Source organism: Arthrobacter sp. S2(2024) (assembly GCF_036662515.1).
Classification (GTDB): Bacteria; Actinomycetota; Actinomycetes; order Actinomycetales; family Micrococcaceae; genus Arthrobacter.
On record NZ_JAYKZI010000001.1, the window covers coordinates 466,604 to 493,385 of the forward strand.

Genomic DNA, 26,782 nt, shown 5'->3' on the forward strand with positions numbered 1-26,782 from the left:
CGGCCCAGCTTGTCATCTCATGCCTCCTCCCGGGCTACTTGTTCCCGAAGGGCGTCACTTGGAAGTCTCCAAACGACACTTGATGGCCGTCCGTATCCAACACGACGAGGCTGTCCATTCCGTTTTTCACATCGTCGGGCAGCACGAAGGTCAGGGTGTTTTGCTGCGTCGGGAAGAACCAGCCCAAACGGTAGCTGCGCTTGTTCAGGTAGACGTAGTACCACTGGCCGTACTCCACGTTGTGGACCGTCACGGTCTGCCCGCTGCGGTACTTATCCGTTCCGAGCCCCAAGTCCAGCGGCGGATTCGCGCCGATCAACTCCTGGGAAGCCACGGCTGGCTCCGAACCGGGCTTCGCAGGCTTGACCTTCAGCTCGACCGCTGGCCTGGCCAGCTGAAGGGACGCAAGCTTGGCACCGTTGTTCGCGCTGACCGGGATGGTGATTGCCGGGAGTTGCTTGGCCGCGATGTCGGCGTCGGCCAGCGTGTAGGTGGAGGTGAGGTTGACCGACTCGCCCACGGCCAGGGTTGGCTTGGACAAACCAATGGCCGCAGCCGAAAGGTCCGTCAACGCCACATTGCCGCTGTTGCTCACCGTGTAGGCGAAGGTGACGGTATCGCCCGAACCGGCAAATCCATCCCCGTCAACATCATTGAAGGTGGGGACCACCGATCCGTTCACTTGGGGATGACGGACCATCAGATCCACCTCGTCACCCGTGACCGTGTAGTTCTGGGTGGCAGCCCCACTGCCGGTCACCTGCCAGACGGTGCTGGGGACGAAGAATCCCTGGGCCGCTTCGTCTGCCGTCACGGTGTGCTGCGCGGTGCCGCAGAGGTAATTGCCCCACACGGCAAGGGCGCTGAACCGGCAGTTGCCCGAGCCTGGCGGCAGGAACGGTTGGAAGTTGCCGGACTGCGGGACAACGGATTCCGTGACGTTGCCCGTGCTGTACACCCGGAACTTGTAAGGCACCGTACTACCTACGGCGTACGGGTGGCTTGCCAGGTCCCGTCCGGCGTCATTGCGGGCGCCGAAAATGTAGGCGCCCACCACGTTGCTGGCGGAACCACCCGAAACCGTCACGGACACGGGTGCGGTAATCGACGACCCGCCCACGTTCAACCTGGCGGTCAGGGGAACCGCACCTGCCTTGGCGTACGACGGCGCCGCGACAGTCAGCTGTACAGTCGCCGAGGCGCCCGGATCGAGGGAGGCGAGCTGCGCCGTCGTCGACGTCCAATCCTGCAAGGCATCAAGGCTGACGGTCGAAGCGGGAAGCGGTGAACTGTCGTTGTTGGTGACGGTCACGCTGAGCTGGGCGCTGCCACCGTTCGTGACGGTGACGGCACCGGGGACGACGACGGCGGCAACCGGGCTCAGCCAGGCCGTGTCGAATTTCCCGAAGGTGATGGTGTTGCTGTCACCTTCGTACAGGACGCCGAAAGTCCCGTCCGAAAGGGGACTCAGGGTGGAGTAGGACATGCTTCCGGGCTTGAAGACGCGCGAGGAGCCCCACGTTTTGCCGTCGTCGGCAGAGTAGCGCACAGTGCCGTCCACCCGCGCGCCGCCGGCGGTTGGAGTGGGCGAATTGGAGAAGAGCAGCTTCTTGGCATCCGCCGATCCTGCAGCCGCGTCCGGATACATCCTGGTGATCGAGCCGTTGTTCCGCGGATCCGGGAGTTGCGTCTCGGCAACAGGCGTGCTGTACGTGACACCGCCGTCGGAGGAATACGCCACCTTCCGGAAATGCGGATTGGCGCCGGTGCTGTCCCGCGAGTTCAACATGACGCGGCCGTCGGAGAGTTCCACCGCCTTGTTCTCGTCCATGCCCGTTCCGGTGGGCTTACCCATGTTCCACGTCTTGCCGTGGTCATCGGAGTAGACGCTGTACGCCTGGATCTGGCGGCTCCCGTCGGGCTGGACAATGGTTCCGGCAAACTGCTGGATGAGCCTTCCGGCGTGCGCTCCGTACTTGAGCTGGATGCCCTCGCCGGACGAAGCGAACATGCTGACCACGCCGCCAACGTTGGGGACGCCGTTGACAGTGCTGCCGTTTGGCTTGACGGTACTGGTGACCAGCGGACCTGCAAACCCAGCGTAGGCGGAACTCGCCGCGTAGCTGGAGGGCACAGGCAGGGTGGGCTGATTGACCGGATCCGTGGACCACGTGAGTCCGCGGTCGGTGGAGACGGACACTTGCGAGCTGATCACGTTGGGGTCGGAGTCGTCGTTGCCGAGCACGCTGCCCGCAAATCCCTGGTTCTTCGAGTAGACGTGGAAGTTGAACACCGTCCCGGTGACTTTGTCCACGACGTAGCTGGGGTCGCTGAAACCGTATTTCTGTACGCCCGCTGAGCCCATCTGTCCCCGAGCGATGAAGGTGGGACTGCCCCACGTCTTTCCGCCGTCGGTGCTGCGCCGCTGGACGATCGAGTTGGCCGAGGGTGAATCGCCCCCATCGGGACGGCCATCGTAGGAAGCCAGGAGGACTCCGTCGCCCAAGTCCGCGAGCGCGACGATCCGGTAATACTTGCCGAGCACGGGGTCGATGGCGTTGTCACCGTTGGAAGCCAGGACCTGCTCGGCGTAGCTTCCCGGAGGGTTGGAGGGAACGTTGGGACTCGGGAATGGATCCAACGCGGCGTAGGCGGGCACAACGGTTGACGTCACGAGAACTGCGGCGGCTGCCAAGGAGACGGCTAGTCTGCCCCGACTCCATCCCGGCCGCCTCCTGACCCTGTCACTGAGTAGCGGGTTATTCATGCGTAGCCCTTTCGTTTTTGGTCACATCCAACATAGGACGTTCTATATGCTACGTGATGCCGCTCACATGCCAAATGCTTGAATGCGTCTTTCCTGGAAGTGACCCGCCTCACAAGCGGCGTAAAGATTCCATAAAGACGGGCATCCACTCCCCGGTACACCCGTACGCTCCATCTGGAGCAGCTTCCAGGCTGCGCGAAAGGACCATGTGACAACGCTGACCAGGCCGCCGGCCGAACCCTCTGACCGGCACAAGCCCGCGGGCGACATCAAACAGGGGCAATTCAAGCGATGGCTGCTCGACGGAATGCCTGAGACCTCGGGAAAACGCCAGGGTCCACACGGCAAGCCGGACGAGGGCCACACTCCCCAGTCCTGGTGGAAGGTCATGTGCCTCACGGGCGTCGACTACTTCTCCACCCTCGGCTACCAGCCCGCCATTGCGGCGCTCGCGGCGGGTATCGTTTCGCCGCTCGCCACGATTGTCCTGGTGGCCGTCACCTTGCTCGGCGCCCTGCCGGTCTACCGCCGGGTGGCTTCCGAAAGCGCCCGCGGCGAAGGCTCCATCGCGATGCTTGAGCGGCTCCTCCCCCGGTGGGGCGGCAAACTCTTCGTCCTCGCCTTGCTGGGATTCGCCGCCACGGATTTCATGATCACCATGACGCTCTCCGCCGCGGATGCGAGCGCCCACGCCATCGAAAACCCTTTTGCACCGGAATGGCTCCATGGGCAGGAAATCACCATCACCCTGGCGCTCATCGCCGGGCTTGGCGTGGTGTTCCTCAGGGGATTCAAGGAGGCCATCAACGTCGCCGTCGTGTTGGTGGGCGTCTATCTGGTGCTGAACGCCGTCGTCGTCGCGGTCGGCTTGGCGCACGTGGTGACCGAGGCGCATGTGGCGACCGACTGGTGGGCTGCATTGAACCAGCAGCACGGCAACCCGTTGATCATGGTGGGCATCGCGCTCCTGGTCTTCCCGAAACTTGCCCTGGGCCTCTCAGGGTTCGAGACAGGCGTCGCGGTCATGCCCCAGATCAAGGGCAGCCCGAGCGACACGGAGGAAAATCCCGCGGGCCGCATCCGCGGCACCCACAAACTGCTCACGACGGCGGCACTCATCATGAGTGCCTTCCTGGTGGCCTCGAGCTTCATCACCACGTTCCTGATTCCGGCCGCTGAATTCCAGCCGGGAGGGAAAGCGGACGGTCGAGCCCTCGCATTCCTTGCGCACCAATTCCTGGGCGACGGCTTCGGCACGGTGTATGACATCAGCACTATCGCCATCTTGTGGTTTGCCGGGGCCTCCGCCATGGCCGGCTTGTTGAACCTCGTGCCGCGCTATTTGCCGCGTTTCGGCATGGCCCCGGCGTGGACCAAAGCCGTCCGCCCGCTGGTCCTCGTCTTCACTGCGGTTGGATTCATCATCACGTTGGTCTTCGAGGCAAACGTGGAGGCCCAAGGCGGTGCCTACGCCACCGGCGTCCTGGTCCTCATGACCTCGGCCTCGATCGCAGTCACCCTGTCCGCGCGCCGGAAGAAGCAACGGGGCAAGACCCTCGCTTTCGGTGCTGTGGCGGTGGTCTTCGCCTACACCACGGTGGCCAATGTGGTGGAACGCCCGGACGGTATCAGGATCGCTGCCCTGTTCATCCTCGGCATTGTCCTGGTGAGCTTCGCGTCGCGGGTACGCCGGTCCTTCGAACTGCGGGCTACCCACATCAAGATGGACCAGATGGCCCTCGAGTTCACGGCATCGAACGAGGAAGGCCCCATCCGGATCATCGCCCACGAGCCCAAGCGGCTGAGCGCCGACCGGTACGAGTTGAAGCTGCAGCATGCCCAGCAAGCCAACCACTTGCCGGTGGACAGCCACGCGATCTTCATCGAGATCATCGTGGATGACAGCTCAGATTTCGAGCAGGAACTCCTCGTGGAAGGCAAGGTCCGGCACGGCTTCAAGATCCTGGAGATCCACAGCAACAACGTGCCCAACACGCTGGCCGCGGTACTCCTCCACATCCGCGACGTCACGGGACTCATGCCGCACATCTATTTCCGCTGGACCGAAGGCAATCCGATCGCCAACCTGAGCAAGTTCCTCTTCTTCGGCGAGGGCGAGATTGCACCGGTGACCCGCGAAGTGCTGCGCGAAGCCGAACCGGACATCACGCGCAGGCCATGGGTGCACGTGGGCTGAAATGGGCTGAACATGGCAGTGTTGGTGCCGCTCGCCGCAGAGCGGCACCAACAGAGCGGCACCAACACAGTCTTCCTAGCTGATCGCGGAGGCGCCACGCTCCCCGGTCCGGACCCGGACGGCTTGCGAAACGTCGACCGTCCAGATCTTCCCGTCTCCGAACTGGCCCGTACTTGCACCGGAGATGATGGCGTCCACTATTCCGTCCACGAGATCGTCCGTGGCCAGGACCTCCACCCGGATTTTGGGAAGGAGATCGGAATTGTATTCCGCGCCCCGGTACACCTCCACGAAGCCCCGTTGCTGGCCGTAACCGTTGGCTTGGCTCACGGTCATCCCGTTGACTCCAAAGTGTTCCAAAGCTTCCCGGACCTCGTCGATCCGCTCCGGCCTCACGATGGCCGTGACCAGTTTCACGTCGACGCCTTGCTGCGCATCCGATCTGTTTTCCCGTTGGAGCTGGCTTCTGGGTCACCGCTGGAACTCGACGGAGCTTTGCCGTTCTGCGGTTCTCCCGGATTGAAGGACCCGCCAATCATGGCCAGCTCGTAGGCTGTTTCCGCGTGCTCCGTGATGTCGATGCCGGCCAGCTCTTCGTGCTCCTTGACGCGCATGCCCACCGTCTTGTGGATGGCGAGCCCGATGAGCGTCGTCATGATCGCCGTCCACGCAGTGACCACCAAGGCCGTCAATATTTGGGGCCAGAATTGGCTTAGGCCGCCGCCGTAGAAAAGGCCGCCTTCAGTCTTTGCCGAGGGTACCGCGAAGAATCCGAGGGACAGGGTCCCCCACAGGCCGCCGACAAAGTGGACGGCAACAACATCCAAGGAGTCGTCCAGGCCGATCTTGAACTTCAGTCCGATGGCCAGTGCACAGACGGCACCCGCGATGACGCCGATGACGATGGCGCCAATGGGGTCCACGAATCCACAGGCCGGGGTGACCGCAACCAAGCCGGCGACCGCGCCGGATGCGGCACCAAGGGACGTCGCGTGGCCGTCGCGCAGCCTTTCGACAAGCAGCCAACCGAGGAGCGCCGCGCTTGTGGCCAAGAGGGTATTCGTCCAGGCGAGCGCGGCAATTCCATCAGCGGCCAGTTCCGAACCGGCGTTGAATCCGAACCACCCGAACCACAACAGGCCTGCCCCGAGCATCACGAAGGGGAGGTTGTGCGGCCGGATGTTGGGGTCTTTCATGAATCCGAGCCGCTTGCCGAGCACTACCGCAAGCATCAGCCCTGCCATGCCGGCGTTCATGTGGACGACGGTGCCACCGGCAAAGTCGAGGGCCGAGATCTTGCTGCCGATGATCCCTGTGGATCCGAAGAGGCCGCCGCCCCAGACCCAGTGGGCAATAGGAGCGTAGACAATGGTGACCCAGAGGCCGGCAAACAGCAGCCAGGGGCCAAACCTGACCCGTTCGGCCACCGCGCCACTGATCAGTGCCACCGTGATGATGGCGAAGGTGGCTTGGAACCCTATGAAGACCATGTCCGGCAACCCCGGGGCTTTCCCGCCGATGACGCTGGCCAGTCCGCTGAGTCCGAAGTTCGCGAAGGGATCTCCGATGAATCCGCCAAGGGTATCCGGGCCGAACGCGAGTCCGTAGCCCCACAGGGCCCAGACCACCGCGACAACGCCGATGGCGCCAAAGCTCATCATCATGATGTTGAGGACGGACTTCATCCTGACCAGGCCGCCGTAGAAAAACGCCAAACCTGGCGTCATGAGAAGGACGAGGGCGGAAGCTGCAAGCATCCAGGCTGTTGCGCCTGGATCGAGGGTCTGGGGGTTCACATCCAGCCCTACGCTGAAGAATACTGGGTTCATTTCGGGAGCCTTCCTGCATATACGGCGCTCCATGGCGCCCGCACGGCGAGACCATTTTTAAAACGAACAGGTCCTGGTACCCCACGGGATACCGACCTTGACGAGTTGCCTTGACTCGAAGGTACAGTCGCCCTGTTTCAGCAGTCGGCACGGATCATTTCAGGCACGTAACACCGAAGGCCCCAGGGTTAAATCCCGGAGTCAGTCATGTTTCAGGCGTGTTACGCCGCGTGTCGGCCACATGCGGTCCCGTATCGCAAAGTGCTGGCGTCAGCGGCTGGCTGCCGGCACCAGGATCCAGAGCACTTCAACGGGCTCGTCGGTTGGATTGACCCAGGTGTGCGGCTCGCGGCCCGGGAAGGACAGCGTGTCCCCCTCTTCGAGTTCGTACTCCTCGTTGGTGAGGATCAATTTGATGCGGCCCTTGACCACGTGCAGGACGTCGACGTCGCAATCGACGGCGTAAAGCTCGGCTTCTCCCCGGCCGCGGGGTTCGATGGAAGCCTGTAGGATCTGCAGCCGTCGTTCCGACCGGGCGGTCAGGAGCCGCTCCACGATTCCCTGGCCGCCAAGCGAAATCCGCGGCCCATCGTCGCGCCGCGTCAGGTGCGTCTCAGGTGCGGCGAAAAGATCGCCGATGGAGACTGAAAGAACTTGGCAAAGCGTCACAAGGGAAGCGACCGACGGCGATGTCAGGTCACGTTCCACCCGGCTCAGGAACCCTTTGGTCAGGCCGGTGGCGTCGGCAACCTGCTCGATGGTGAGCCGCTGCGATTGGCGGGCGGCACGGATTCTGGAACCGATGGCAACGGGGACATTGCTCGGTTCAACGGGGAGAGCCTTCATTCACGAACCTTTCAGGCCGTTTCTGCGGCCCTGTCATTGCAGCAATAGTAGCCGGATCGCCCGCGCGGCAGGGCCTTTGGCAAGCTGGAGGAGCGCCGATGAGTCCGCTGGGCGAGACAGCACCTTGACTGTTACTCGCATCACTACGTAACCTCATAGGCAACAAGTGTTGTTTGTGAGGCATACATCACAGACTACTCTCCCCAATCACCAGCGCAGAGACCTTCCGCAACCCGCAACGAAACCCAGCGGACCGGCGTCGGAATCCCCAAGGGCTCTGCGCATCACTTTCAGGAGCCAACCGTGGACTCTTCGTTCATCAATATTGCGATCGTGGTGGTGTATTTGCTCGCCATGCTGGCCTTCGGCTGGTGGGGCAAGTCGCGCACCAAGAACAACAGCGACTTCCTCGTGGCAGGACGCCGCCTCGGTCCGATGCTCTACACCGGCACCATGGCCGCAGTCGTCCTCGGCGGCGCATCGACGGTTGGCGGCGTCGGCCTCGGCTACAAGTTCGGCGTCTCCGGCATGTGGCTGGTTGTCGCGATCGGTTCGGGCGTGCTCCTCCTGAGCCTGCTTTTCGCCGGCACCATCCAGCGGCTGAAGATCTACACGGTCTCCCAGATGCTGAGCCTGCGTTACGGACAGCGCGCCACACAGACTTCCGGCATCGTCATGCTCGCCTACACCCTGATGTTGTGCGCCACGTCCACGGGCGCCTACGCCACCATCTTCGTTGTCCTCTTCGGCTGGGAGCGCTGGCTCGCCATCGCCGTCGGCGGCGCAATCGTCCTGGTCTACTCAACGATCGGCGGCATGTGGTCCATCACCCTCGCCGACCAGGTGCAGTTCATCATCAAGACCGTGGGCATCTTCTTCCTCATGCTCCCGTTCGTCCTGAACGCCGCAGGCGGCTTCGATGGCATCCGTGCCCGCGTTGACGCCAGCTTCTTCCAGTTGGACGGCATCGGGGCACAAACCATCATCACGTACTTCGTGGTCTACACCCTGGGCCTGCTGATCGGCCAGGACATCTGGCAGCGCGTCTTCACCGCCAAGACTCCCAAGGTGGCCCGTTGGGGCGGTGCCACCGCGGGTATCTACTGCGTCCTGTACGGCGTCGCCGGCGCATTGATCGGCCTTGCCGCCCGCGTGGCACTGCCCAACATCGACGTGAAGGCCCTCGGCAAGGACGTCGTCTACGCCGAGGTTGCCACGCACATCCTGCCGATCGGCATCGGCGGCCTCGTGATGGCCGCAGCAGTCGCGGCCATGATGTCCACGGCTTCCGGAGCCCTCATCGCCGCGGCCACCGTTGCCCGCGCCGACGTGGTCCCGTTCGTGGCCAGCTGGTTCGGCAAGACCATCAACACCGACGACACCGAGAACCCCGAGCACGACGTCAAGGCCAACCGCTACTGGGTCCTCGGACTGGGCATCGTGGCCGTGTTGATATCCATGGCGGCGCAAGACGTCGTGGTCGCCCTGACCATCGCCTACGACATCCTGGTGGGCGGCCTGCTGGTTGCCATCCTGGGTGGCCTGGTCTGGAAGCGGGGCACCGGTATTGCCGCGGCCTGGTCCATGGCCGTGGGGTCCGTACTGACCCTGGCCCTGCTGATCGCCTATGCCACGGGAATCATCCCCAGCGAAGACGGCGTCTACGCCAACGATCCCATCTATTGGGGCCTCGGAGCCTCGTTGCTGGTGTACGTTGTGGTCTCGCTGCTGACGCCTCCCACGGAGCCCCAGGTCCGCGAAGCATGGGACCGTCGCGTCGCCGGAGGAGTCACCGAGGAACTCCCGTTGGAGGCCCACCCGGTGGCCAGCCACTAAGTTTCACTGAGTCAAGTACGACGGCGGCGCCGCACCTTTTTCCGGGGTGCGGCGCCGCCGTCGCATGTACAGTAGGAAGAGCTTCAAGAGATGCGGCGCCAAGCTCCGACTTGCCACACGCCAACCCCATGTTCACGGGTGGTTCGGATGAAGAAGCGGCCCGGCTCGGACCAGAGACAACCGAACGGGCAAGAGCAACTCCACAGGAGAAGGCCATGCCTTTCGAAAACGGCGCCACCGCCATAGCCGACCGCACCACCCAGCCCAGCACCCTCTTGTCGCCCCGCCCCCGCCGGGTGGACGAATTCGTCCGGGTGATTCCCGGCGTCGACCTCTCCCAAGGCTCCGTCACGTTCGTCGTGGACGGAAACCTGGAACGCTATTGGCACCATGAGCCGCGGCTCATCACCCAAGCCCTTTCAAAAGCGGTCCAGCCCGCCCGCTGGTTCCCCGCCACACGGAAACTCACCCTGACGGTGGCGGCAACCGGGCACCGGGCAGGCGTGCAGAGGCACTTCATCCTGAGCGCGTTTTAGCTCCGGGGTTTAGCGAGCCCGGGGCTATTCGAACTCTTCGTCCTCGCGGTGTTCCTCTGCGTCGAGCGGAACCACCCGTTCGTCGTCGTCGAGGACCTCGGATTGTTCCTCCCAGTCCTCGTCCACCTCAAGGTCTTCGCTGTAGTCGTAGGCGGGATCGGCCTCGACCGTGGGACGGTCGGGGTGGCGGGCGTGGGTTTCGGTGCTGTCCATGGTGCAACCTCCGTTCGACGTGCCGCTGAGCCCATCGCACAGGCACATGAGGCAGCCGGTCACCACGCTACCCCGCCAATTCGTGGACCCTGTCCATCCATCCCAGCACTGCCCCCAGCCGCGGTCAAGGCCTCCCGGGAGCCTCCCGTTTTTGAGGCGCGCCTAAAACGTCCAGTGAGGATTGCCAGCCGAAAAACCGCGGAAATTGGCGATAGAGTGGAGCCGCAATGAGGCGATGAAGCCCGCCCCAGCAACCCAGGAGTCCCGGTGCACCCGCACGCAGATCCACAGAACCCGACAGATCCAGACAACACGCATCCCGACAATCCCTCGGACCAAAGCAGTCCATCGCAAGACGAAGCGGCCCCCAAGACTCCCCCGTCGTCGGACATCAAGCGCTGGCGTCAGTACTTGGCGGACGAGCGGGCCGAGGCCGCCGTGTACCGCCAACTGGCGCAGCGCCGCGACGGCGAGGAACGCGAAATCCTGTTGGCACTCGCAGAGGCCGAGGGCCGCCACGAGGCACACTGGCTCAAGCTCCTCGGGGAACATGCCGGCATGCCGAAGGCGGCCTCGATCCGAAGCCAAATGCTCGGCTTCCTCGCCCGGAACTTTGGATCAGTGTTCGTGCTGGCCCTCGCCCAAAGGGCTGAAGGCCGCTCGCCTTACGCGAAGGATCCAGCAGCGACCCGCGCCATGGCGGCTGACGAACAGATCCACGAGGAAGTAGTCCGCGGCCTGGCGACGCGCGGCCGCAACAGGTTGTCCGGCACTTTCCGCGCGGCCGTATTCGGCGCCAACGACGGCCTTGTCAGCAACCTTTCACTCGTGATGGGCATGGCGGCCACCGGCGTCCCCGCCACTGTGGTCCTGTTCAGCGGCATCGCCGGCCTGCTGGCAGGCGCGCTGTCCATGGGTGCCGGCGAATATGTCTCTGTCCGCTCGCAGCTCGAGCTCCTCAAGGCCACCCGCCCTACCCAGGCCACGCTGACCGCAGCCCCGGCCCTGGACATCGAGCACAACGAGCTGGTCCTCGTGTATCTGGCCCGGGGCATGTCCCGCGAAGCCGCCGAACACCGGGCCGCTGAACGCATGGGCGTCTACAGCTGCGATTGCGATCCCAGCCTCTCCCTGCACCCCGAAGTGGAAGAAACCGTCAATGAGCACGAGGCCGTGGGCTCCGCTTGGGGCGCCGCGATCTCGAGCTTCTGCTTCTTCGCTTCGGGCGCCATTGTGCCCATCCTGCCGTTCATCTTCGGCATGACCGGCTTCGCGGCGCTTGCTGTGGCCGGTACGCTGGTGGGCATCGCGCTTCTGTCGACCGGCGCCGTCGTCGGCTTGTTGTCCGGAACCTCGCCGCTGACCCGCGGCCTCCGGCAGCTCGCCATCGGTCTCGGCGCGGCCGCGGCCACGTATGGGCTGGGCTTCGTCTTCGGCGCTGTCATCGGTTAGTACCGCCGGCCCGCTGGGGTGCCCGGTACAGGGATTTGGGGGAAGACTTGCATTCAAACTACGGGTACGACGGCGGCCCGCCGCCCAAGCGCCCCAGCACCGCGCTCGCGCTGTTCCGAAATTTGATGCTGGTGGCGGTGGTCGCTGCCGTAGCCGTGTTGGTCAGTGGATTCCTCCGGGGCGACCCTGGAATCACCGGCTTGCTTCCGAACCTGGCCCCGTCCGCCCACGCCACGGCAAGCAGCTCCGGGCCGGGCGGGGCTCCCGGACAGGGTCAGCCAAAGGCGGCCCGCGCGCCGGATACACCGCCGCCTGGCCTGGAAGAAGCCGGCCACCCGCTTGGCTCCCCCGCCAAGCCTGCGGTGGCCAGCAACTCCTTCAAGTTCCTGGCCACCAATGCCGACGGCACCCCCGTGGGCTACTCTCCGTGCCGGCCACTGCACTACGTGGTCAACGCGGCTCTCGCCCCGGCCGGATCCGAGGGGCTCATCGCCGACGCCATTGCAAAGATTGCCGCTGCTACGGGCCTCACATTCGTTGACGACGGCACCAGCAAGGAAACCCCCTCCGAGAAGCGCAAGCCGTACCAGCCCGCGCTCTACGGAGACCGTTGGGCCCCGCTGCTGATTTCCTGGACCACTCCCGAGGCGGCTCCCGCATTGACAGGATCCGTCATCGGAACCGGCGGCAGCACCATGTACAGCTTCGGCACCGGACCCAAGAGCTACGTCTCGGGAAGCCTGGACTTGGACGCCCCGCAAATCACGGAACTGCTGGGCGTCTCCGGCGGCGCCCATTACGTCTCCGCAGTGATCCAACACGAACTTGGCCACGTGGTTGGCCTTGACCACGTAGACGATCCGATCCAGCTCATGTACCCGGAGATCGGCGCCCCTGATGGTTTGGCGGCCGGAGACCTGAATGGACTCTACAAACTCCACACCGCTCTGTGCCGCACCGACCTGTAGCCCGGCCCACCCTTAGCCCGGCCCACCCAACTAGCTCGCATTAGGTGTCGTTTTGGGCCCTGATAACGACAACAACTGCGAGTCAGTTGGGTGGGGACGGGCTTAGTTGGGGGCGGGTAGTAGGACGCGGGCGGACGTGAAGCTGGCTCCTGCGCCCGGGTAGGACGGGACCTCGATCCGGGCGTGGCTGTGGATCTCGTTCACCGTGGCCTTGGTGTGCTCGGCGATCCGTTCCAAGGTGGTCACCCACATCCCGTCCATGGCCTTGACTCGTCCGATCAGCTGCTCCAAGGCAACCGCCTTGGACGGACGGCCGGAGATGAAAGGGTGGTTGGTCAAGACGAAACAGCTGCCTTGGGTGTGGTGGGCTTCGGCTTCGAGGGTCCACATCTCCAACACCTTGGCCGGACTCTCGATGACCCCGCTGCCTGTCACTCCCGGATAGAACGCGTATTGTTCCCAATCGTCCAAGGCCCAATCCACCGGGATCTCCACGATGTCCCGCGAATCACCCGAATCCGAGGCAACCGCCATGCGGTAGGGGGCATCGCCGTCGAGCAGGCTTGAATCGTAGAGGAAGCCACGGTCCGCGAGCAGCGCCGGCGAATGCCAGTTGAGCTCCCACCACGGTGCCCTGTAGCCGACCGACCTGACCCCGGCTACCTTCGCGAGCGCGTCGAGCCCGCGGTCCAGGTAGTTGGCCTCGGTGGCGGCGTCGATTCCCTGCATTGGCTCGTGCAGGTAGCCGTGGTGGGCGACTTCATGGCCGCCGTCGACGATCCGCCGCACCACGTCCGGGTAGCTTTCCGCCGTGAATCCCGGGATGAAGAAGGTTCCCTGGATCTCTTGGCGCTCGAGGATCTTCAAGAGTCGCGGAACAGCAACCCTCGGGCCGTAGGACTGGTGGCTCATGAGGGACATGCGCCTGGTGCTCGTGGGATCGTGCGCGATGGTGCAGGATTCGGCGTCGACGTCGAAGGTGAAGGACGCCGCTGCCCTGAAGCCTTCAGGCCAAGTGATCGAGTGTGCCTCGTCGGGGAAAGCGTTGGTGGTCATCGGGTGTCCTTTCAGTCGTTGACCAGATTGGCGACGGCGTCTTCCGCAAGCGGCTGCGACGCTGCGGTCTCGGAAGACAGCGGAAGGTACCGGGCATGGACCCGTGGGCCCAGCGCGCCATAGACTGCCGCGGCAACAAGTCCGCCTGCCAGCCAGGACAAGTCGATCCCGCCCATGGCCGTGGCGATGGGGCCTTGCATGATCGGCAGGACGCCGTACATGAACAGCCACGTGGCAAAGATGCCTACCAGGAGCGCGGTGATCCCGGCCCAGTTGAACGCCGGGAGCCGGCGGGTACCCACAGGGTCGAAGAGCCGGTCGACTGCTACGGGGCTGCGCTTGTCCACCCAGAAGTAGTGCACCAACATGATGCCTCCCCACGCGGCTACCCACGCCACGAGCCCGCCGAGCCACGTGCTCAGCGTTGACGCGAAATCCTCCTGCAGGATGAAGAACACGACGCCGACCAGGGCAAGGAGTCCGACGAAGAGGTTCAAGGAGCGACGCTTGACCTTGATGTCCAGCGCCTGGGCAGCTACCGAAAAGGTGTAGATGTTCAGGATGTTCGTCGCGATGGGACCGTGCAGCACCAGGAAGAGCACCGGGATGGCCAGCACGCCGAAGTTGTCCACGATGAGGTGGCCGGGATCGGCCGTGCCGCTTTTCGTTGCCAAGCTGGCGCCAAGGATGCCGAGCCACACCACCGGGAGGAACTGGCCGAATACGGAGGCCAGGTAGACCTTGTGCTTGGGGACGGACTTGCTGACGAAGCGTGAATAGTCCGCCGCGTAGGTGAACCAGGTGATCCCCCAGCCGATGCCGATAACCGTCATCACGGTGGTCATGGCCGCGATCCGCGCGCCGCCCTCAAGGACAGCACCGGGAGGGCCTGCGTAACCCCAATCGATGTTCATGCCGAACCAGGCCACGGCGGACATCGCGATCAGCACCACGATGGTGGGCGGGACGGTCCACTTCTCGAAAGCCGCGATGGCCTTGTAGCCGAACCAGGCGATGGTGACCTGGGCGGACATGATCAGGAAGGCCACCAGGATCTTGGGGCCTACGTTGGGCTGCTCGGGATCGACCATGCCGAGCTTGCCGAGGAGTGCCATCACGAGGTCCAGGATGATCCAGGTGTTGACGGCGCACCAACCGATTCCGAGGAGTGCCTGGATGGCGCTCGGGAGGTAGTTGCCGCGGCGGCCGAAGACGGCCCGGGCCAGGACCATGCCGGTGGCACCGGTCCGCTGGCCCAGGAGGACAAACAAGCCAAAGAGCGCCATGCCGATCAGGTTTCCCACCACCAGGACCGTGACGGTATCGGCAAAGCCCAGTCCAAGCTGGACGCCGAGGGCCCCGAGGACCCAGTTGATGGGGGCAAGGTTTGCGCCTGCCCAGATCCAGAATTGGCCCGCTACGCTGCGGGTACGCGCTGATTCGGGAATGGACTGCAGGTTCTGTTCGACGTCGGTCTGCGCCGTTGCAGCCCCAGGCGTCGCAGTGGATAAGTTCTCGTGCATTGGGGGGATCCTCCGTGTAGGAAAGGGACTCCTTCAATGTATGTGCCCCACATCACAGCAACAAGATACGATGTGTACGATAGATTCCAATAATTAGTTACGGAGTGTCATGTCTCTGCTCCTTGCCGACGCCTTCGAACACGAAAGCCTGAAAGCCGCCGAACCAGTTCTCCGGACGGATGTGCCCGAGGCACTGTCCCGGCAGCTCCGTTGGGTCCATTCAAGCGAAGTGCTGGACATCGCTCCGTTGCTGCGGGGCGGAGAGCTGCTCCTGAGCGGCGGGCAGGCCCTCGCCACCGCCTCGGACGAGCGGCGCGTGGACTACGTCCGCCAACTGGCGGCGCGCGGCATCACCGCTTTGGCGATCGAAACGGGTCCCGAGCTGCCCGCAATTCCGGAGTCCATGCTCGACGCCGGCCAGGAGGCCGGGCTCCCCATCATCGAGTTGTGCAAAGTGGCCCCTTTCGTCGGCATCATGCAAGCCATCAACTCGCTCCTTGTCAGTGAGTCGGTCGCACAATTGCAGTTCGGTGACGAAACGAGCCATGCCATGGCGGCGGAACTCGCGCACGGAGGCGGACTGGATCAACTCCTCGCGGTGCTGGCCGGCCGGACGGGTTCCAGCGCGAGGCTCGTCTCGCCGTCGGGCATCACTTTGGGAAGCGCGACGGCGGCCGCGCAGCCCGAGTCCTGGACCACCACCACCGTCGATGTGCCCGTCCGCGGCGTCCTTGCGGCCCGGCTGGAGTTGGAAGTGCCCGACGACGGCGACGCCAACCTCGCGCAGGTGGCCGGCGAGCGGTGCGTCGATATCCTCGGCTTGGCCCTGCTGCAACGCATGCCGCCGGGACTCAAGGAACTTGCCGGCATCGAACTCATGCGGGCCGTCAGTTCGGGTACGCAGTCATGGCGACTGCAGCAATTGGGACCGGCGTCGGGGTTTCCCGCCAGCGGCCCGGTGGCCGCCGTCGTGGTGCGTTCCCCTGCGGCGGGGCAGCTCCGGACACGGCTCGACGGCATCCTGGACGGCACGGTTCCGCAAAGCGCGAGCTACGCGGACAACGCGGAATTGATTGCCTTGGCCGCGCTTCCCCGCACCAGGGCAGTGGGTTCGCGCATCGCGCTCATCCATGCGCTTGAGGCCCTCGAGGTCCCCGACGGCTCGGTCATCGCCGTGGGTCCGCTGGCGCAGGGAATCGGCGAGGCGCCATGGTCACTGGCAGAGGCGCGCCGGACGCTCGAGCTCATGCCGGGGTCCGGGCCGGGAGCCGCGAACGGCGTGGTCGACACCGAGGACTTCGCCGTCGAGCGACTGGCACAAGGAAGCCTCGACGCGGCAGTCCGTGAGGGATTCGTGCGGCGGCAGCTCGGCGCCGTCGTCGAGCATGACGAGCTGCGGCGCTCGGAGCTGATGCGGACGTTGGCCGTCTGGCTGGATACGGGGTGCAATACCGCTCACGCGGCACGGGAACTGCACTTGGAACGGCAGTCGATGCACCACAGGCTCCAGCGGATTTTCGAGTTGTGCGGCGGGGACCCCCGGGGAACGGGCAGGCTCGTCGCGCTTCACGTGGCAACACGCTTGGCGCGGCTTTAGGCAACGCCTGAACGGCCCACCGTTGGGTGGGCCGTTCAAACGCTACTTGAGCACTACGGTTCTGTTGCCTTGCAGGATCACGCGGCCTTCGCAGTGCCAGCGGACGGCGTTGCTGAGTGCTTTGCACTCGGTGTCGCGGCCGGCTGCCACGAGGTCGTCAGGACCGAAGGTGTGGTCAACTTCGACCACTTGCTGGGCGATGATCGGTCCCTCATCCAACTCACCGTTGACGTAGTGCGCGGTGGCACCCACGGTCTTGACGCCCCGGGCGTAAGCCTGGTGGTACGGCTTGGCACCTTTGAAGCTGGGCAGGAATGAATGGTGGATGTTGATGGCCCGGCCGTCGAGCTTGCGGGCAAGATCGTCGCTGAGGACCTGCATGTAGCGGGCCAGGACCACCAGTTCGACGTCCAGGCGATCGATCAGGTCAAGGAGTTGTCCTTCAGCCGCCGCCTTGGTGTCCGCGGTGACGGGCACGTGGAAGAACGGAATGCCGTGCCATTCGACCGTCCGCCTGTGGTCCGGATGGTTGGAGACCACCCCGACAATCTCGACCGGCAGTTCCCCGATACGGGCCCGGAACAGGAGATCGTTGAGGCAGTGCTCGAACTTCGAGACCATGATCAGGACGCGCCGCTTGGCACCGTGGCGTTGCAACTGCCAGCGCATGCCGAACTTTTCGGCAACAGGCGCAAAGGCTTCCCGGAGCGAGTCGATCGTCGATTCGTCACCTTCCGATGCGAAGTGGATCCGCATGAAGAAATGGTGATCCAGTTGGGAGTCGAATTGCTTGTTGTCGATGATGTCGCAGCCGTGTTCCAGGAGGAAGCCGGAGACGGCGTGCACGATGCCCCGCGTTTCCGGGCAATCGAGCGTCAGGACATGCTCAACGGTGGTAGCCGGCAGGGCCGCTCCAGGTCGCGGGGCGGATTCATTCTGTGTGACAGTCATGGCTAGCACTCCACTACGTTGACGGCGAGGCCTCCGCGGGAGGTCTCCTTGTACTTGCTTTTCATGTCCGCTCCTGTCTCTCGCATGGTTTTGATGGCTTTATCAAGGGACACTTTGTGGCTGCCGTCGCCGTGCAGGGCAAGACGGGCAGCGTTGATGGCCTTCACGCTGGCGATGGCGTTGCGTTCGATGCACGGGATCTGCACCAGCCCGCCTACGGGATCGCACGTGAGGCCAAGGTTGTGTTCGATGCCCACTTCCGCGGCGTTCTCCACTTGTTTGGGAGTGCCTCCAAGGACCTCGCACAGACCAGCGGCAGCCATCGAACAGGCTGAGCCCACTTCACCCTGGCAGCCGACTTCGGCGCCGGAAATGGAGGCGTTGATCTTGAACAGGATCCCGACGGCGGCCGCCGCGAGCAGGAAGCGGACCACGCCGTCGTCGTCGGCGCCCTGCACGAATTTCGTGTAATAGTGCAGTACCGCCGGAACAATGCCCGCCGCACCGTTGGTGGGCGCCGTGACAATGCGGCCACCCGCGGCGTTTTCCTCGTTCACGGCCAGCGCGAACAGGTTCACCCATTCCATGGCGAGCAGCGGGTCTGCCGAGCTTGAGCCTTGCAGACCGGCGTCGGTGGCCTTGAGCGACTTGAACAACGACGGCGCCCGTCGCCTGACGTTCAAGCCTCCCGGGAGGATTCCTTCCGCGGCGCAGCCATTGTCGACGCATTCGCGCATGACGGCCCAGATCTGCAGCAGCCGCTCGCGAAGTTCGGCCTCGCTGCGCCACACGAGTTCGTTGGCGAGCATGACATCGGAAATGGACATGCCCTCCCGTGCGCAGATCGCCAGGAGCTCGTCTGCAGTGCTGAACGGATAGGGCAGCACGGTGCTGTCAGCGACCACTTTGTCGTTTCCGGACGCGTCACCGTCCACCACGAAGCCGCCGCCGATCGAATAGTAGCTCCGTTCGCGGAGCACTTCCCCGGTGTGGTCGAGGGCCCGGAAGGTCATGCCGTTGGGGTGGGCAGGCAGGGATTTGCGTCGGTGCAGGACCACGTCTTCATCCCAGTTGAAGTCCACGCGGTGGTGTCCGGCTATCCGCAATTCGGCGTCGAGGGCGGCCGCGGCAACCTGGTCATCGGCGGTGGACGTGTCCACCGTTTCCGGTGATTGGCCCTGTAGTCCCAGCACCACGGCTTTGTCCGAACCGTGGCCGCGGCCGGTGGCGCCCAGCGAGCCGAAAAGCTCTGCCTGGACGCGCACCGTTGCCGCGAGTTGCCCGGAGGATTCCAGGCCGTCGGTGAACTGCTTCGCCGCCCGCATTGGGCCGACCGTGTGCGAGGACGACGGCCCGATGCCAATGGAAAACAGGTCAAGCACGCTCAATGCCATCAGGGGACCTCAGGAGAGGCGTATTCCCTCATGCCGTCAAGCAGCCAGCGGCCCAGGAAGTCGGCGAACGACGCCCTCGGGAAGATCCGGAAGCTGTCCTCGCCGGTCTTGAACAGCATGGCGGGGATGTTGCCGATTTCCGTGGCCAGTGCCGTTCCGGTGCGGAAGGCGCGGGGGTGCAGGTCCAGCGAACAACCCTTCTCCAGGACGTCTCGCGCCCGGATCCCGGACAGTTCGAAGGTGGTGCGGTTGGCGGACAAGTCCACCACCTGTCCAGGGTCGTCGCCCAAGGCCTCCACCAGGGCGCGGACAAGGTCTCCGCCCAGTGAATCGTGGGCCGATTCCGGTGCGACCACCAGGAATTCTTCCGGCCCAAGCCACAGGGTGGTGGCCCTCTCACCCCCGCTGATGTCGCCGCAGGCAGCCGGCAGGCCGCCTGTCACGGACGCGAGGCGGGCTCCGGCGTCGGAATTCCTGTCAACCCGGATCCCCACCATGGTTTGGAACGGGATCTCCTTCAACGCCACTGTTCCAGCCACGGAGCCGGACTCGAAGGTCGGTGCCAAGTGCGACGCCGGGCTGCGGCGTGCCGCACGGAGCGTCTCAGGGTTTGCGGGGGTTGCTGTTTCAGCCATCTTTACGGGTCCCTTCTGCGTCGAAAAGTACGGTTTCTCCGACAACGACGTCCAGCAACTGGTCGCCGACGGAGGCCACCAAGGTCTCGCCGATGCGGTTGCGGCCGTTGGTGATCAGAGCCAGGCCGAAGGAACGGCCCAATGCGGCACTGTGGTAGCTCGAGGTCACGAAGCCCTGCATCGGCACGGGGCCGTAAGCCGGGTTGACCGGGATTCCCTTTTCCACGAGCTGGGTGCCTTCCGGAAGACGGAACGAGCCGTCCGCCGGCAGGACGCTGACCAGGTGCTTGCGGTCAGTGCGGACCGCGTCCTCGCGGCTGTACGAACGCTTGCCGATGAAGTCCTTGGCTTTGGAAACGATCCACTCCATCCCGGCATCCTGCGGGGTGACAGTCCCGTCCGTGTCCTGCCCGACGATCGGGTAGCCCTTCTCGGCACGCAGCACGTGCATGGTTTCCGTGCCGTACGGGGTGATGTTGAACTCGGCACCTGCGGCAGCAACGGCTTCCCAGGTGTTGAGCCCGTACCAGGACGGAACATTGATTTCGTAGGCAAGCTCACCGGAGAACGAGATCCGGCAAACCCGTGCCTGGACTCCGGAGGCCAGCGTGGTCTCGCGGAACGTCATGAACGGGAACGCTTCGGCGTCCAGCCCGCCGTCGGCCGCCAGTTGCGGGGCAACTTTGGCGATCACGGCGCGGGATTTCGGCCCGACGACGGCAATCGTCGTCCACTGTTCGGTCACCGACGTGCACACGACGTCGAGTTCGGGCCACTCGGTCTGGTGCCATTCCTCGAGCCAGTCGAGGACCTTGGCTGCGCCGCCGGTGGTGGTGGTCATGAAGTAGCGGCCCTCGTCGAGGCGCAGGGTCACGCCGTCGTCGAAGATCATGCCGTCCGGGGTGCACATGACCCCGTAGCGGGCGGAACCGGGGGCAAGCTTCTTGAACGCGTTGGTGTAGATGCGGTTCAGGAACTCACCGGCGTCCTTGCCACGGATCTCGATCTTGCCGAGCGTGGCGGCGTCCATGAAGCCCACGGATTCGCGGACTGCGGCGCATTCACGGAGCACCGCGGCGTCCATGTCCTCGCCCGCTTGCGGGTAGTACCACGGCCGCTTCCACTGGCCGACGTCCTCGAAGAGCGCTCCCTGGGCAACGTGCCAGGGGTGGATGGAGGTCACGCGGGCGGGATCGAACAGCTCGCCGCGCTGGCGTCCGGCCAACGCCGCGAAGGCCACCGGCGTGAACGGGGCACGGTAGGTCGTGGTTCCGATGTCCCCGATGCCACGGGCTGCCTCTCCAGCCTGCTTGAGGGCCGCCGCGATCACGCCGATGGCGTTGACCCCGGAGGTCTTGCCCTGGTCGTTGGCCGTGCTGATGGAGGTGTACCGCTTGATGTGTTCCACCGAGCGCATGCCGGCCCCGGTGGAACGGAGCACGTCGGCCACGGACTGGTCGCGCTGGAAGTCGACGAAGTGGTGGTGCCACTCCCCCGCGTTTCCGCTCTGCCCCGGCACCAGCCACAACTGGCGGGTCGGGGCGGAGGCCACGGGCGCCTTCAACTCGACAGGCACCGTCTGGGTGCTGAAGCCTGCGGCGATAGCGGCCGCGGCACCGGCGGATGCGCCTTCGCTCAGGCAATCCTCGAGCTCGTAGCTGCCACGGCCTGAACCGGCAACATGCTGGTCCCTGACCACGGAGCTCGGCACGAAGCCGGCCAGGTCATCGTCCCAACGCAACTTGCCCTGGCGCTGGCTGTGGAGGTGGACCACGGGACTCCAGCCACCGGAAACCGCCAGCAGATCGCAAGCGATCCGTTCGACGCCGGAGGTGACTTCGCCGTCGTCGTTGAGGCTGCGGATGGTGACGCCGTCGATCCGGCCGTTTTCCCCCGCGCCGGAGGTATCGGCGACGGCGCTGCCGACGAGGACGCGGAGGCCGCTTTCGACGGCGGTTGCCGCTTTCTCGCTGGGCTTGGGGCGGGCGTCGACGACGGCGGCGACCTTGACGCCTGCGGCCAGCAAATCCGCAGCGAGCAAGTAGGCCGAATCGTTGGTGGTGCCGATGACGACCCGCCGTCCGGCGGCGACTGCGTAGCGGTTGAGGTAGCTACGGACAGCCGAGGCCAGCATGATGCCGGGCCGGTCGTTGTTCTCGAAGACGAGCGGACGCTCGTGGGCACCGGGGGCCAGGACCACCTGCTTGGCACGGATGTGCCAAATACGCTGGCGGGAGACGCCGTCCGCGGCCGGGCTGCCGAGGTGGTCGGTGCGGTTCTGTGCCGCGATCACATAGTTCGCGTCGTAGGAGCCGAACGCCGTGGTGCGGTTGAGGACGGTGCATTCGGCGGCGGAGACGAGCTCCGCCTCGACATCGGCGATCCATTCGAGCGCCGGCTTGCCTTCGATCACTTCGGCGAGTTCCGGGGCAGCGGAGCCGGAAAGCAGCGAGCCGCCGAGTTCGGGCTGGTCATCGATCAGGATGACCCTGGCTCCGGTGCGGACGGCTTCGCGGGCTGCCGCGAGGCCGGAAACGCCGCCGCCAACCACCAGGACGTCTGTGTGGACGTACTTCTTGTCGTACTCGGCGCGGTCCTCGTTGGGATCGAGCTTGCCGAGGCCGTTCAGGAACTCAACGTTGAGCCCGTCCACGAGGGACACGGTGGTCGCCGGAAGCATCGACTCGGCGACATGGCCGGGGAAGCGGGCAGCCACCTTGACCAGGGCGTTGGATTCTTCCACGCCGGCGGACATGATGCCGCGGGGCCGGTCCTCGTAGAGGGAGTTGCCTGCGTTGATGCGGCCGTTGGCCAGCAATGCGGAAGCGACAGTGTCCCCCGGGTGGCCGGTGTATTCCTGGCCGTCCACGGTGAACCGCCAGGAGATGCTGCGGTCGATGCGGCCGCCGGTGGCGAGGCGGGCGTTCTGCGGGGTCACTTCGTTGCTCCTTCCGGAGTGGTGGCTGCTGTGGTGTTCACATCAGGGCGCGGTTCGCCCATCTTGTAGATGGCCTGGATGTCATAGCTGACGGTGTCACGGAGCATGTTGAACCATTGGCGGCAACCGGTGCTGTGTACCCAGCGTTCGGCGAAGGCGCCTTTCGTGTTGTCGCGGTAGAACAAGTACTCGGCCCACTGGCGGTCCGTCAGCGCGTCCGGGTTTTCCGGATAGGCCACGTGGGCCTGGCCGCCGTAGTGGAATTCGGTTTCGTCTCGTGGCCCGCAATTGGGGCAGCTGATGAGCAGCATGGTTGGTCTCCTAAAAGGCTGCGGCTAGTGGGCGACGGCGGCGGCGCCGTGTTCGTCGATCAGGGCACCGGTCTCGAAGCGTTCCAGTGAAAAAGGCTTGTTGAGCTCGTGCGGCGTTCCCGTGGCGATGGTGTGGGCGAAGGTCAGGCCCGCAGCGGGCGTGCCCTTGAAGCCGCCCGTTCCCCATCCACAGTTGACGAACATGTTCTCAACCGGCGAGAGTCCAACGATCGGCGAGGCATCCATGGTGGTGTCCACAATTCCGCCCCAAGTCCGGAGCACATGGGCCCGGGCAAAGATCGGGAACAGTTCGACGGCGGCAGCCATCTGATGCTCGATCACGTGGAAGGAACCGCGCTGGCCATAGCCGTTGTAAGAGTCGACGCCGGCGCCCATGACCAGCTCGCCCTTGTGCGCCTGGGATACATAGACATGCACGTGGTTGGACATGACCACCGTGGGGTGGACCGGCTCATGCAGCTCCGATACCAGCGCCTGGAGGGGATGGGACTGGATCGGGAGGCGGAAGCCGGCCATTTCGGCGAGGACCGAGCTGTGGCCGGCGGCCGCGAGGCCAACCTTTTCGGTGTGGATGGTTCCTTGGTTGGTCTTGACGCCCACCACGCGGTTGCCGTCCTTCAGGAAGCCCGTTACTTCGCAGTTCTGGATGATATCCACGCCGAGCTCGTCGCACTTGCGGGCGAAAGCCCAGGCGACGTGGTCGTGCTTCGCGATGCCGGCCCGGGGCTGGTAAGTAGCGCCCATCACCGGGTAGCGGATGTTGTCGCTGATGTTCAGGATGGGGCAGAGTTCCTTGACCTGCTGCGGGTCCAGCCATTCGGCGTCGACCCCGTTGAGCTTGTTCGCGCCGACGCGGCGGACGCTTTCGCGGACGTCGCCGAGGGTGTGGGCGAGGTTCATGACGCCGCGCTGGCTGAAGAGGAAATCGTATTCGAGTTCCTCGGGCAGGATCTCCCAGAGCTTAAGGGCGTGCTCGTAGATGGCGGCGCTCTCGTCCCAGAGGTAGTTGGAGCGGATGATGGTGGTGTTGCGCGCCATGTTGCCGCCGGCCAGCCAGCCCTTTTCCAGGACGGCGATGTTGGTCATGCCGTGGTTCTTGGCCAGGAAGTACGCGGTGGCCAGGCCGTGGCCGCCACCACCCACGATCACGGCATCGTAGGAAGCCTTGGGCTCCGGGTTACGCCACAGGAAATCCGGGTGTTCGGGGAGTTGGTCTGCGCTCACTGGGCTGCTCCAATCATTTCTGCCTCAAGTTCGGTGGAAGCGGCGTCGTTGCCGCTGCCAGCCTGGGAAAGGTGCGGGTAAAGCGGGAATTGCTCGGCGAGCGCGGTAACCCTCCCGCGGAGTTCGACGGCGGCCTCGTCTCCCAAGGTGCCGCTGCTGTTTGTGCCAGTGCTGGCGGAGGCGATCAACGCCGTCGCGATGATGTCCGCGACCTCCGCGAATTCCTTGGCACCGAAGCCGCGTGCGGCGAGCGCCGGGGTGCCGATGCGGAGTCCGGAGGAAACCATCGGCGGCCGGGGGTCGAACGGGACGGCGTTGCGGTTCACGGTGATGCCGATGCGGTGCAAGGTGTCCTCGGCCTGCTGGCCGTCCAGTTCCGAGTGGCGCAGGTCAACGAGGACCAAGTGGACGTCGGTGCCTCCGTTGACCACCGAGATCCCCGCTGCGGCCACGTCGTCCTTCAGGAGTCGTTCGGCCAGGAGCTTGGCGCCTTCCAGCACCCGTGCTTGGCGTTCCTGGAATTCAGGCTCAGCCGCCATCTTGAACGCCACGGCCTTGGCCGCGATCACATGCTCCAGCGGGCCGCCTTGCTGGCCGGGGAAAACCGCGCTGTTGATCTTGCGTGCGTATTGTTCCTTCGACAGGATGACTCCGCCGCGCGGGCCGCCGAGTGTCTTGTGGGTTGTGGTGGTCACGACGTCGGCATACGGCACCGGGTTGGGGTGCAGTCCCGCTGCGACGAGGCCGGCGAAGTGGGCCATGTCCACCATGAGGTAGGCGCCCACGAGGTCGGCGATGCGGCGGAATTCTGCGAAATCCAAGTGGCGCGAGTAGGCGGACCAACCGGCAACGATCAGCTTCGGGCGGTGTTCCAGGGCGAGGGCTTCCACTTCCGCCATATCCACCCGGAGGTCGGATTCGCTGACGTGGTACGGGATGACGTTGTACAGCTTGCCGGAGAAGTTGATGCGCATGCCGTGGGTCAGGTGGCCACCGTGCGCCAGGTCGAGGCCCATGATGGTGTCCCCCGGTTCAAGGAGCGCGAACATGGCTGCGGCGTTGGCCTGGGCGCCGGAGTGCGGCTGGACATTTGCGGCTTCGGCGCCGAAGAGGGCCTTGACGCGATCGATGGCCAGCTGCTCGATGACGTCCACATGCTCGCAGCCGCCGTAGTAGCGCTTGCCGGGGTAGCCTTCCGCGTACTTGTTGGTCAGGACCGAGCCCTGTGCCTGCATGACGGCTGCAGGAGCGAAGTTTTCGGAGGCGATCATTTCCAGCGTGGACTGCTGGCGGATGAGTTCCTGGGCGATCGCCTGCTCAACCTCCGGGTCCGCCTGGGCGAGTGGGCGGATCAGCGGTTCAACCATCGTGGTCTCCTTTTGAGATACTTATATTTACTGACTAATCAGCAACTGATATATTAGAACTGTTGCCATAGTATGTTGAAGATCACACAGCCGTCAACAGTCCGGCGGCAACTGAACCGCCAGACTTGGAATTGTGGCAAACGGGAGAGGCACATGAGCACTGCACTGGAAGCACCGGACACAGGCACGCAGGGAACGTCCTTGGCGGAAAACGCCTACCTGCTCCTGCGCGACCGGCTCATCATGCTGGACATCAAACCCGGAGACCCCATCAACGACGGGCAGGTCGCCGCGGAGCTCGGCATCGGACGGACACCCGTGCGCGAGGCCATCAAGCGGCTGGAAAGCGACCACCTTGTGGTCTCATATCCCCGCCGCGGAACCTTCGCCACCGGCGTCGACATCACCCAGCTCGCGGACGTCTCCGAAATCCGCGAGCTGCTTGAGCCCTTGGCGTCACGGCGGGCTGCCCGCATGGCCAGCCCGAAGCTGAGGGAAGAACTGCGCGAGGTCGCCGCAGCCATCAGCGGCCTGGAGGCACACGACGCCGGCCAGCAGGACCTCATGCGCTACGACATCCAGGTGCACCGGCTCATCTACAGGGCCGCGGCCAATCCGCACCTCGAGGACGTGCTGATCCGCTACGACAACCTGGCAACCCGCATCTGGTGCCACATGCTGGACAAGATGCCTTCTGTGACGGGCCACGTCGCAGAGCACGCTGAGCTGCTCACCGCAATCGCCGACGGCGACGAGGACCGCGCGGCGGCGCTCGCCCTGCACCACGTGGTGAGTTTCGAAGAGACGATCCGCAAGGTGCTCTAGGTTCGTGGGATACCGCTGCCCTTAGCCGTTTCTCTTCCAGTGCTTCGGCCACTTCACGTTCAACAGCAGCAGCCCCAGCAAGAGCGCATCAACCGTCATTACTCCCGCCATGAAGTAAGCCCAACCGATGATCATGGCTCGATCACCACCAGTCGGCGGCCCGAGGTGCGGGGTTGCATCACAACACACATACCAATCTCCTGACCCGGATCCCCCAGTCAATCGATAGTCCACCAAGTGTGGCACGACGGCGCCCAAGAAGGAACGGCTTTGGCGATCGACGGCGGGCCGCACTA

21 protein-coding genes and 1 riboswitch are annotated in these 26,782 nt (G+C 64.6%); of the genes, 7 read left to right on the top strand and 14 right to left on the bottom strand.

The genetic code is table 11. From position 1 onward, the window contains the following. Positions 1 to 34: 34 nt before the first annotated feature. Positions 35 to 2,695 carry an exo-alpha-sialidase gene (locus VLA65_RS02125; protein WP_332601667.1) on the bottom strand — a complete coding sequence of 887 codons (2,661 nt, stop codon included), beginning with the start codon at positions 2,693 to 2,695 and terminating at the stop codon, positions 35 to 37. A gap of 280 nt (positions 2,696 to 2,975) precedes the next feature. On the opposite strand from VLA65_RS02125, the gene VLA65_RS02130 reads away from it, so the two are divergent. Then, positions 2,976 to 4,964 (top strand): amino acid transporter, encoded by a 1,989-nt coding sequence (locus tag VLA65_RS02130; RefSeq protein WP_284989690.1) that lies wholly within the window; start codon positions 2,976 to 2,978, stop codon positions 4,962 to 4,964. A gap of 75 nt (positions 4,965 to 5,039) precedes the next feature. Here the strand turns inward: VLA65_RS02130 and VLA65_RS02135 are convergent, their stop codons facing one another. The 3 genes from VLA65_RS02135 to VLA65_RS02145 form a co-directional block, all read right to left on the bottom strand. Further along, positions 5,040 to 5,381 carry a P-II family nitrogen regulator gene (locus VLA65_RS02135; RefSeq protein WP_059388134.1) on the bottom strand — a complete coding sequence of 114 codons (342 nt, stop codon included), beginning with the start codon at positions 5,379 to 5,381 and terminating at the stop codon, positions 5,040 to 5,042. Then, positions 5,378 to 6,793 carry an ammonium transporter gene (locus VLA65_RS02140; protein WP_059388135.1) on the bottom strand — a complete coding sequence of 472 codons (1,416 nt, stop codon included), beginning with the start codon at positions 6,791 to 6,793 and terminating at the stop codon, positions 5,378 to 5,380. Before VLA65_RS02140 ends, VLA65_RS02135 begins: the two co-directional genes overlap by 4 nt. A 270-nt stretch (positions 6,794 to 7,063) precedes the next feature. Beyond that, positions 7,064 to 7,639 (bottom strand): helix-turn-helix domain-containing protein, encoded by a 576-nt coding sequence (locus VLA65_RS02145; protein WP_059388136.1) that lies wholly within the window; start codon positions 7,637 to 7,639, stop codon positions 7,064 to 7,066. A 303-nt stretch (positions 7,640 to 7,942) separates the two neighbouring features. Here VLA65_RS02145 and VLA65_RS02150 point away from each other — a divergent pair, with 303 nt between their 5' ends. Together VLA65_RS02150 and VLA65_RS02155 are read left to right on the top strand one after the other, a co-directional pair. Then, entirely contained in the window at positions 7,943 to 9,475 is a 1,533-nt protein-coding gene (locus VLA65_RS02150) for a sodium:solute symporter (RefSeq protein WP_059388137.1), read from the top strand. A gap of 81 nt (positions 9,476 to 9,556) precedes the next feature. Further along, positions 9,557 to 9,676, top strand: a riboswitch (SAM riboswitch). A 14-nt stretch (positions 9,677 to 9,690) separates the two neighbouring features. Continuing rightward, positions 9,691 to 10,011 carry a hypothetical protein gene (locus VLA65_RS02155; protein WP_059388138.1) on the top strand — a complete coding sequence of 107 codons (321 nt, stop codon included), beginning with the start codon at positions 9,691 to 9,693 and terminating at the stop codon, positions 10,009 to 10,011. 24 nt (positions 10,012 to 10,035) lie between these two features. Here VLA65_RS02155 and VLA65_RS02160 read toward each other — a convergent pair whose 3' ends face one another. After that, entirely contained in the window at positions 10,036 to 10,224 is a 189-nt protein-coding gene (locus VLA65_RS02160) for a hypothetical protein (RefSeq protein WP_059388139.1), read from the bottom strand. A gap of 267 nt (positions 10,225 to 10,491) precedes the next feature. Between VLA65_RS02160 and VLA65_RS02165 the strand changes: the two genes are divergently transcribed. Then, the gene (locus VLA65_RS02165) at positions 10,492 to 11,676 is read left to right on the top strand and encodes a VIT1/CCC1 transporter family protein (RefSeq protein WP_332601668.1); all 1,185 of its coding nucleotides are present in this window, start codon (positions 10,492 to 10,494) and stop codon (positions 11,674 to 11,676) included. 47 nt (positions 11,677 to 11,723) lie between these two features. Further along, positions 11,724 to 12,644, top strand: coding sequence for a matrixin family metalloprotease (locus VLA65_RS02170; RefSeq protein WP_442880142.1), 921 nt, complete (start codon positions 11,724 to 11,726; stop codon positions 12,642 to 12,644). Positions 12,645 to 12,746: 102 nt separating this feature from the next. On the opposite strand, the gene VLA65_RS02175 is transcribed toward VLA65_RS02170, so the two are convergent. After that, a complete protein-coding gene (locus tag VLA65_RS02175) occupies positions 12,747 to 13,700 on the bottom strand; it encodes a polysaccharide deacetylase family protein (RefSeq protein ID WP_332601669.1) in 954 nt (317 codons plus the stop codon). Between the two features lie 11 nt (positions 13,701 to 13,711). After that, entirely contained in the window at positions 13,712 to 15,223 is a 1,512-nt protein-coding gene (locus tag VLA65_RS02180) for a purine-cytosine permease family protein (RefSeq protein WP_332601670.1), read from the bottom strand. Positions 15,224 to 15,332: 109 nt separating this feature from the next. Here VLA65_RS02180 and VLA65_RS02185 point away from each other — a divergent pair, with 109 nt between their 5' ends. Beyond that, positions 15,333 to 16,820 carry a PucR family transcriptional regulator gene (locus VLA65_RS02185; RefSeq protein ID WP_332601671.1) on the top strand — a complete coding sequence of 496 codons (1,488 nt, stop codon included), beginning with the start codon at positions 15,333 to 15,335 and terminating at the stop codon, positions 16,818 to 16,820. Positions 16,821 to 16,862: 42 nt separating this feature from the next. Here the strand turns inward: VLA65_RS02185 and purU are convergent, their stop codons facing one another. The 7 genes from purU to glyA are packed head-to-tail and all read right to left on the bottom strand — an operon-like array spanning position 16,863 to position 25,661. Further along, positions 16,863 to 17,771 carry a formyltetrahydrofolate deformylase gene (gene purU / locus VLA65_RS02190; RefSeq protein ID WP_332601672.1) on the bottom strand — a complete coding sequence of 303 codons (909 nt, stop codon included), beginning with the start codon at positions 17,769 to 17,771 and terminating at the stop codon, positions 16,863 to 16,865. Positions 17,772 to 17,773: 2 nt separating this feature from the next. Further along, complete coding sequence (locus VLA65_RS02195; RefSeq protein ID WP_059388143.1) at positions 17,774 to 19,165, bottom strand: L-serine ammonia-lyase; 1,392 nt, start codon at positions 19,163 to 19,165, stop codon at positions 17,774 to 17,776. Continuing rightward, entirely contained in the window at positions 19,165 to 19,800 is a 636-nt protein-coding gene (locus VLA65_RS02200) for a sarcosine oxidase subunit gamma (RefSeq protein WP_284989683.1), read from the bottom strand. Before VLA65_RS02200 ends, VLA65_RS02195 begins: the two co-directional genes overlap by 1 nt. Continuing rightward, positions 19,793 to 22,738, bottom strand: a complete 2,946-nt coding sequence (locus VLA65_RS02205) for an FAD-dependent oxidoreductase (RefSeq protein ID WP_332601673.1) — start codon at positions 22,736 to 22,738, stop codon at positions 19,793 to 19,795. The genes VLA65_RS02200 and VLA65_RS02205 overlap by 8 nt, the downstream gene beginning before the upstream one ends. Further along, a complete protein-coding gene (locus VLA65_RS02210) occupies positions 22,735 to 23,049 on the bottom strand; it encodes a sarcosine oxidase subunit delta (protein ID WP_306962150.1) in 315 nt (104 codons plus the stop codon). The genes VLA65_RS02205 and VLA65_RS02210 overlap by 4 nt, the downstream gene beginning before the upstream one ends. 24 nt (positions 23,050 to 23,073) lie before the next feature. Next, on the bottom strand, positions 23,074 to 24,294 hold the full coding sequence (locus VLA65_RS02215; protein WP_078106196.1) for a sarcosine oxidase subunit beta family protein: 1,221 nt from the start codon (positions 24,292 to 24,294) through the stop codon (positions 23,074 to 23,076). Further along, positions 24,291 to 25,661 carry a serine hydroxymethyltransferase gene (gene glyA, locus VLA65_RS02220; protein ID WP_284989680.1) on the bottom strand — a complete coding sequence of 457 codons (1,371 nt, stop codon included), beginning with the start codon at positions 25,659 to 25,661 and terminating at the stop codon, positions 24,291 to 24,293. Before glyA ends, VLA65_RS02215 begins: the two co-directional genes overlap by 4 nt. 153 nt (positions 25,662 to 25,814) lie before the next feature. Here glyA and VLA65_RS02225 point away from each other — a divergent pair, with 153 nt between their 5' ends. Further along, positions 25,815 to 26,486 carry a GntR family transcriptional regulator gene (locus tag VLA65_RS02225; protein WP_332601674.1) on the top strand — a complete coding sequence of 224 codons (672 nt, stop codon included), beginning with the start codon at positions 25,815 to 25,817 and terminating at the stop codon, positions 26,484 to 26,486. The last annotated feature ends 296 nt before the right edge of the window (positions 26,487 to 26,782 follow it).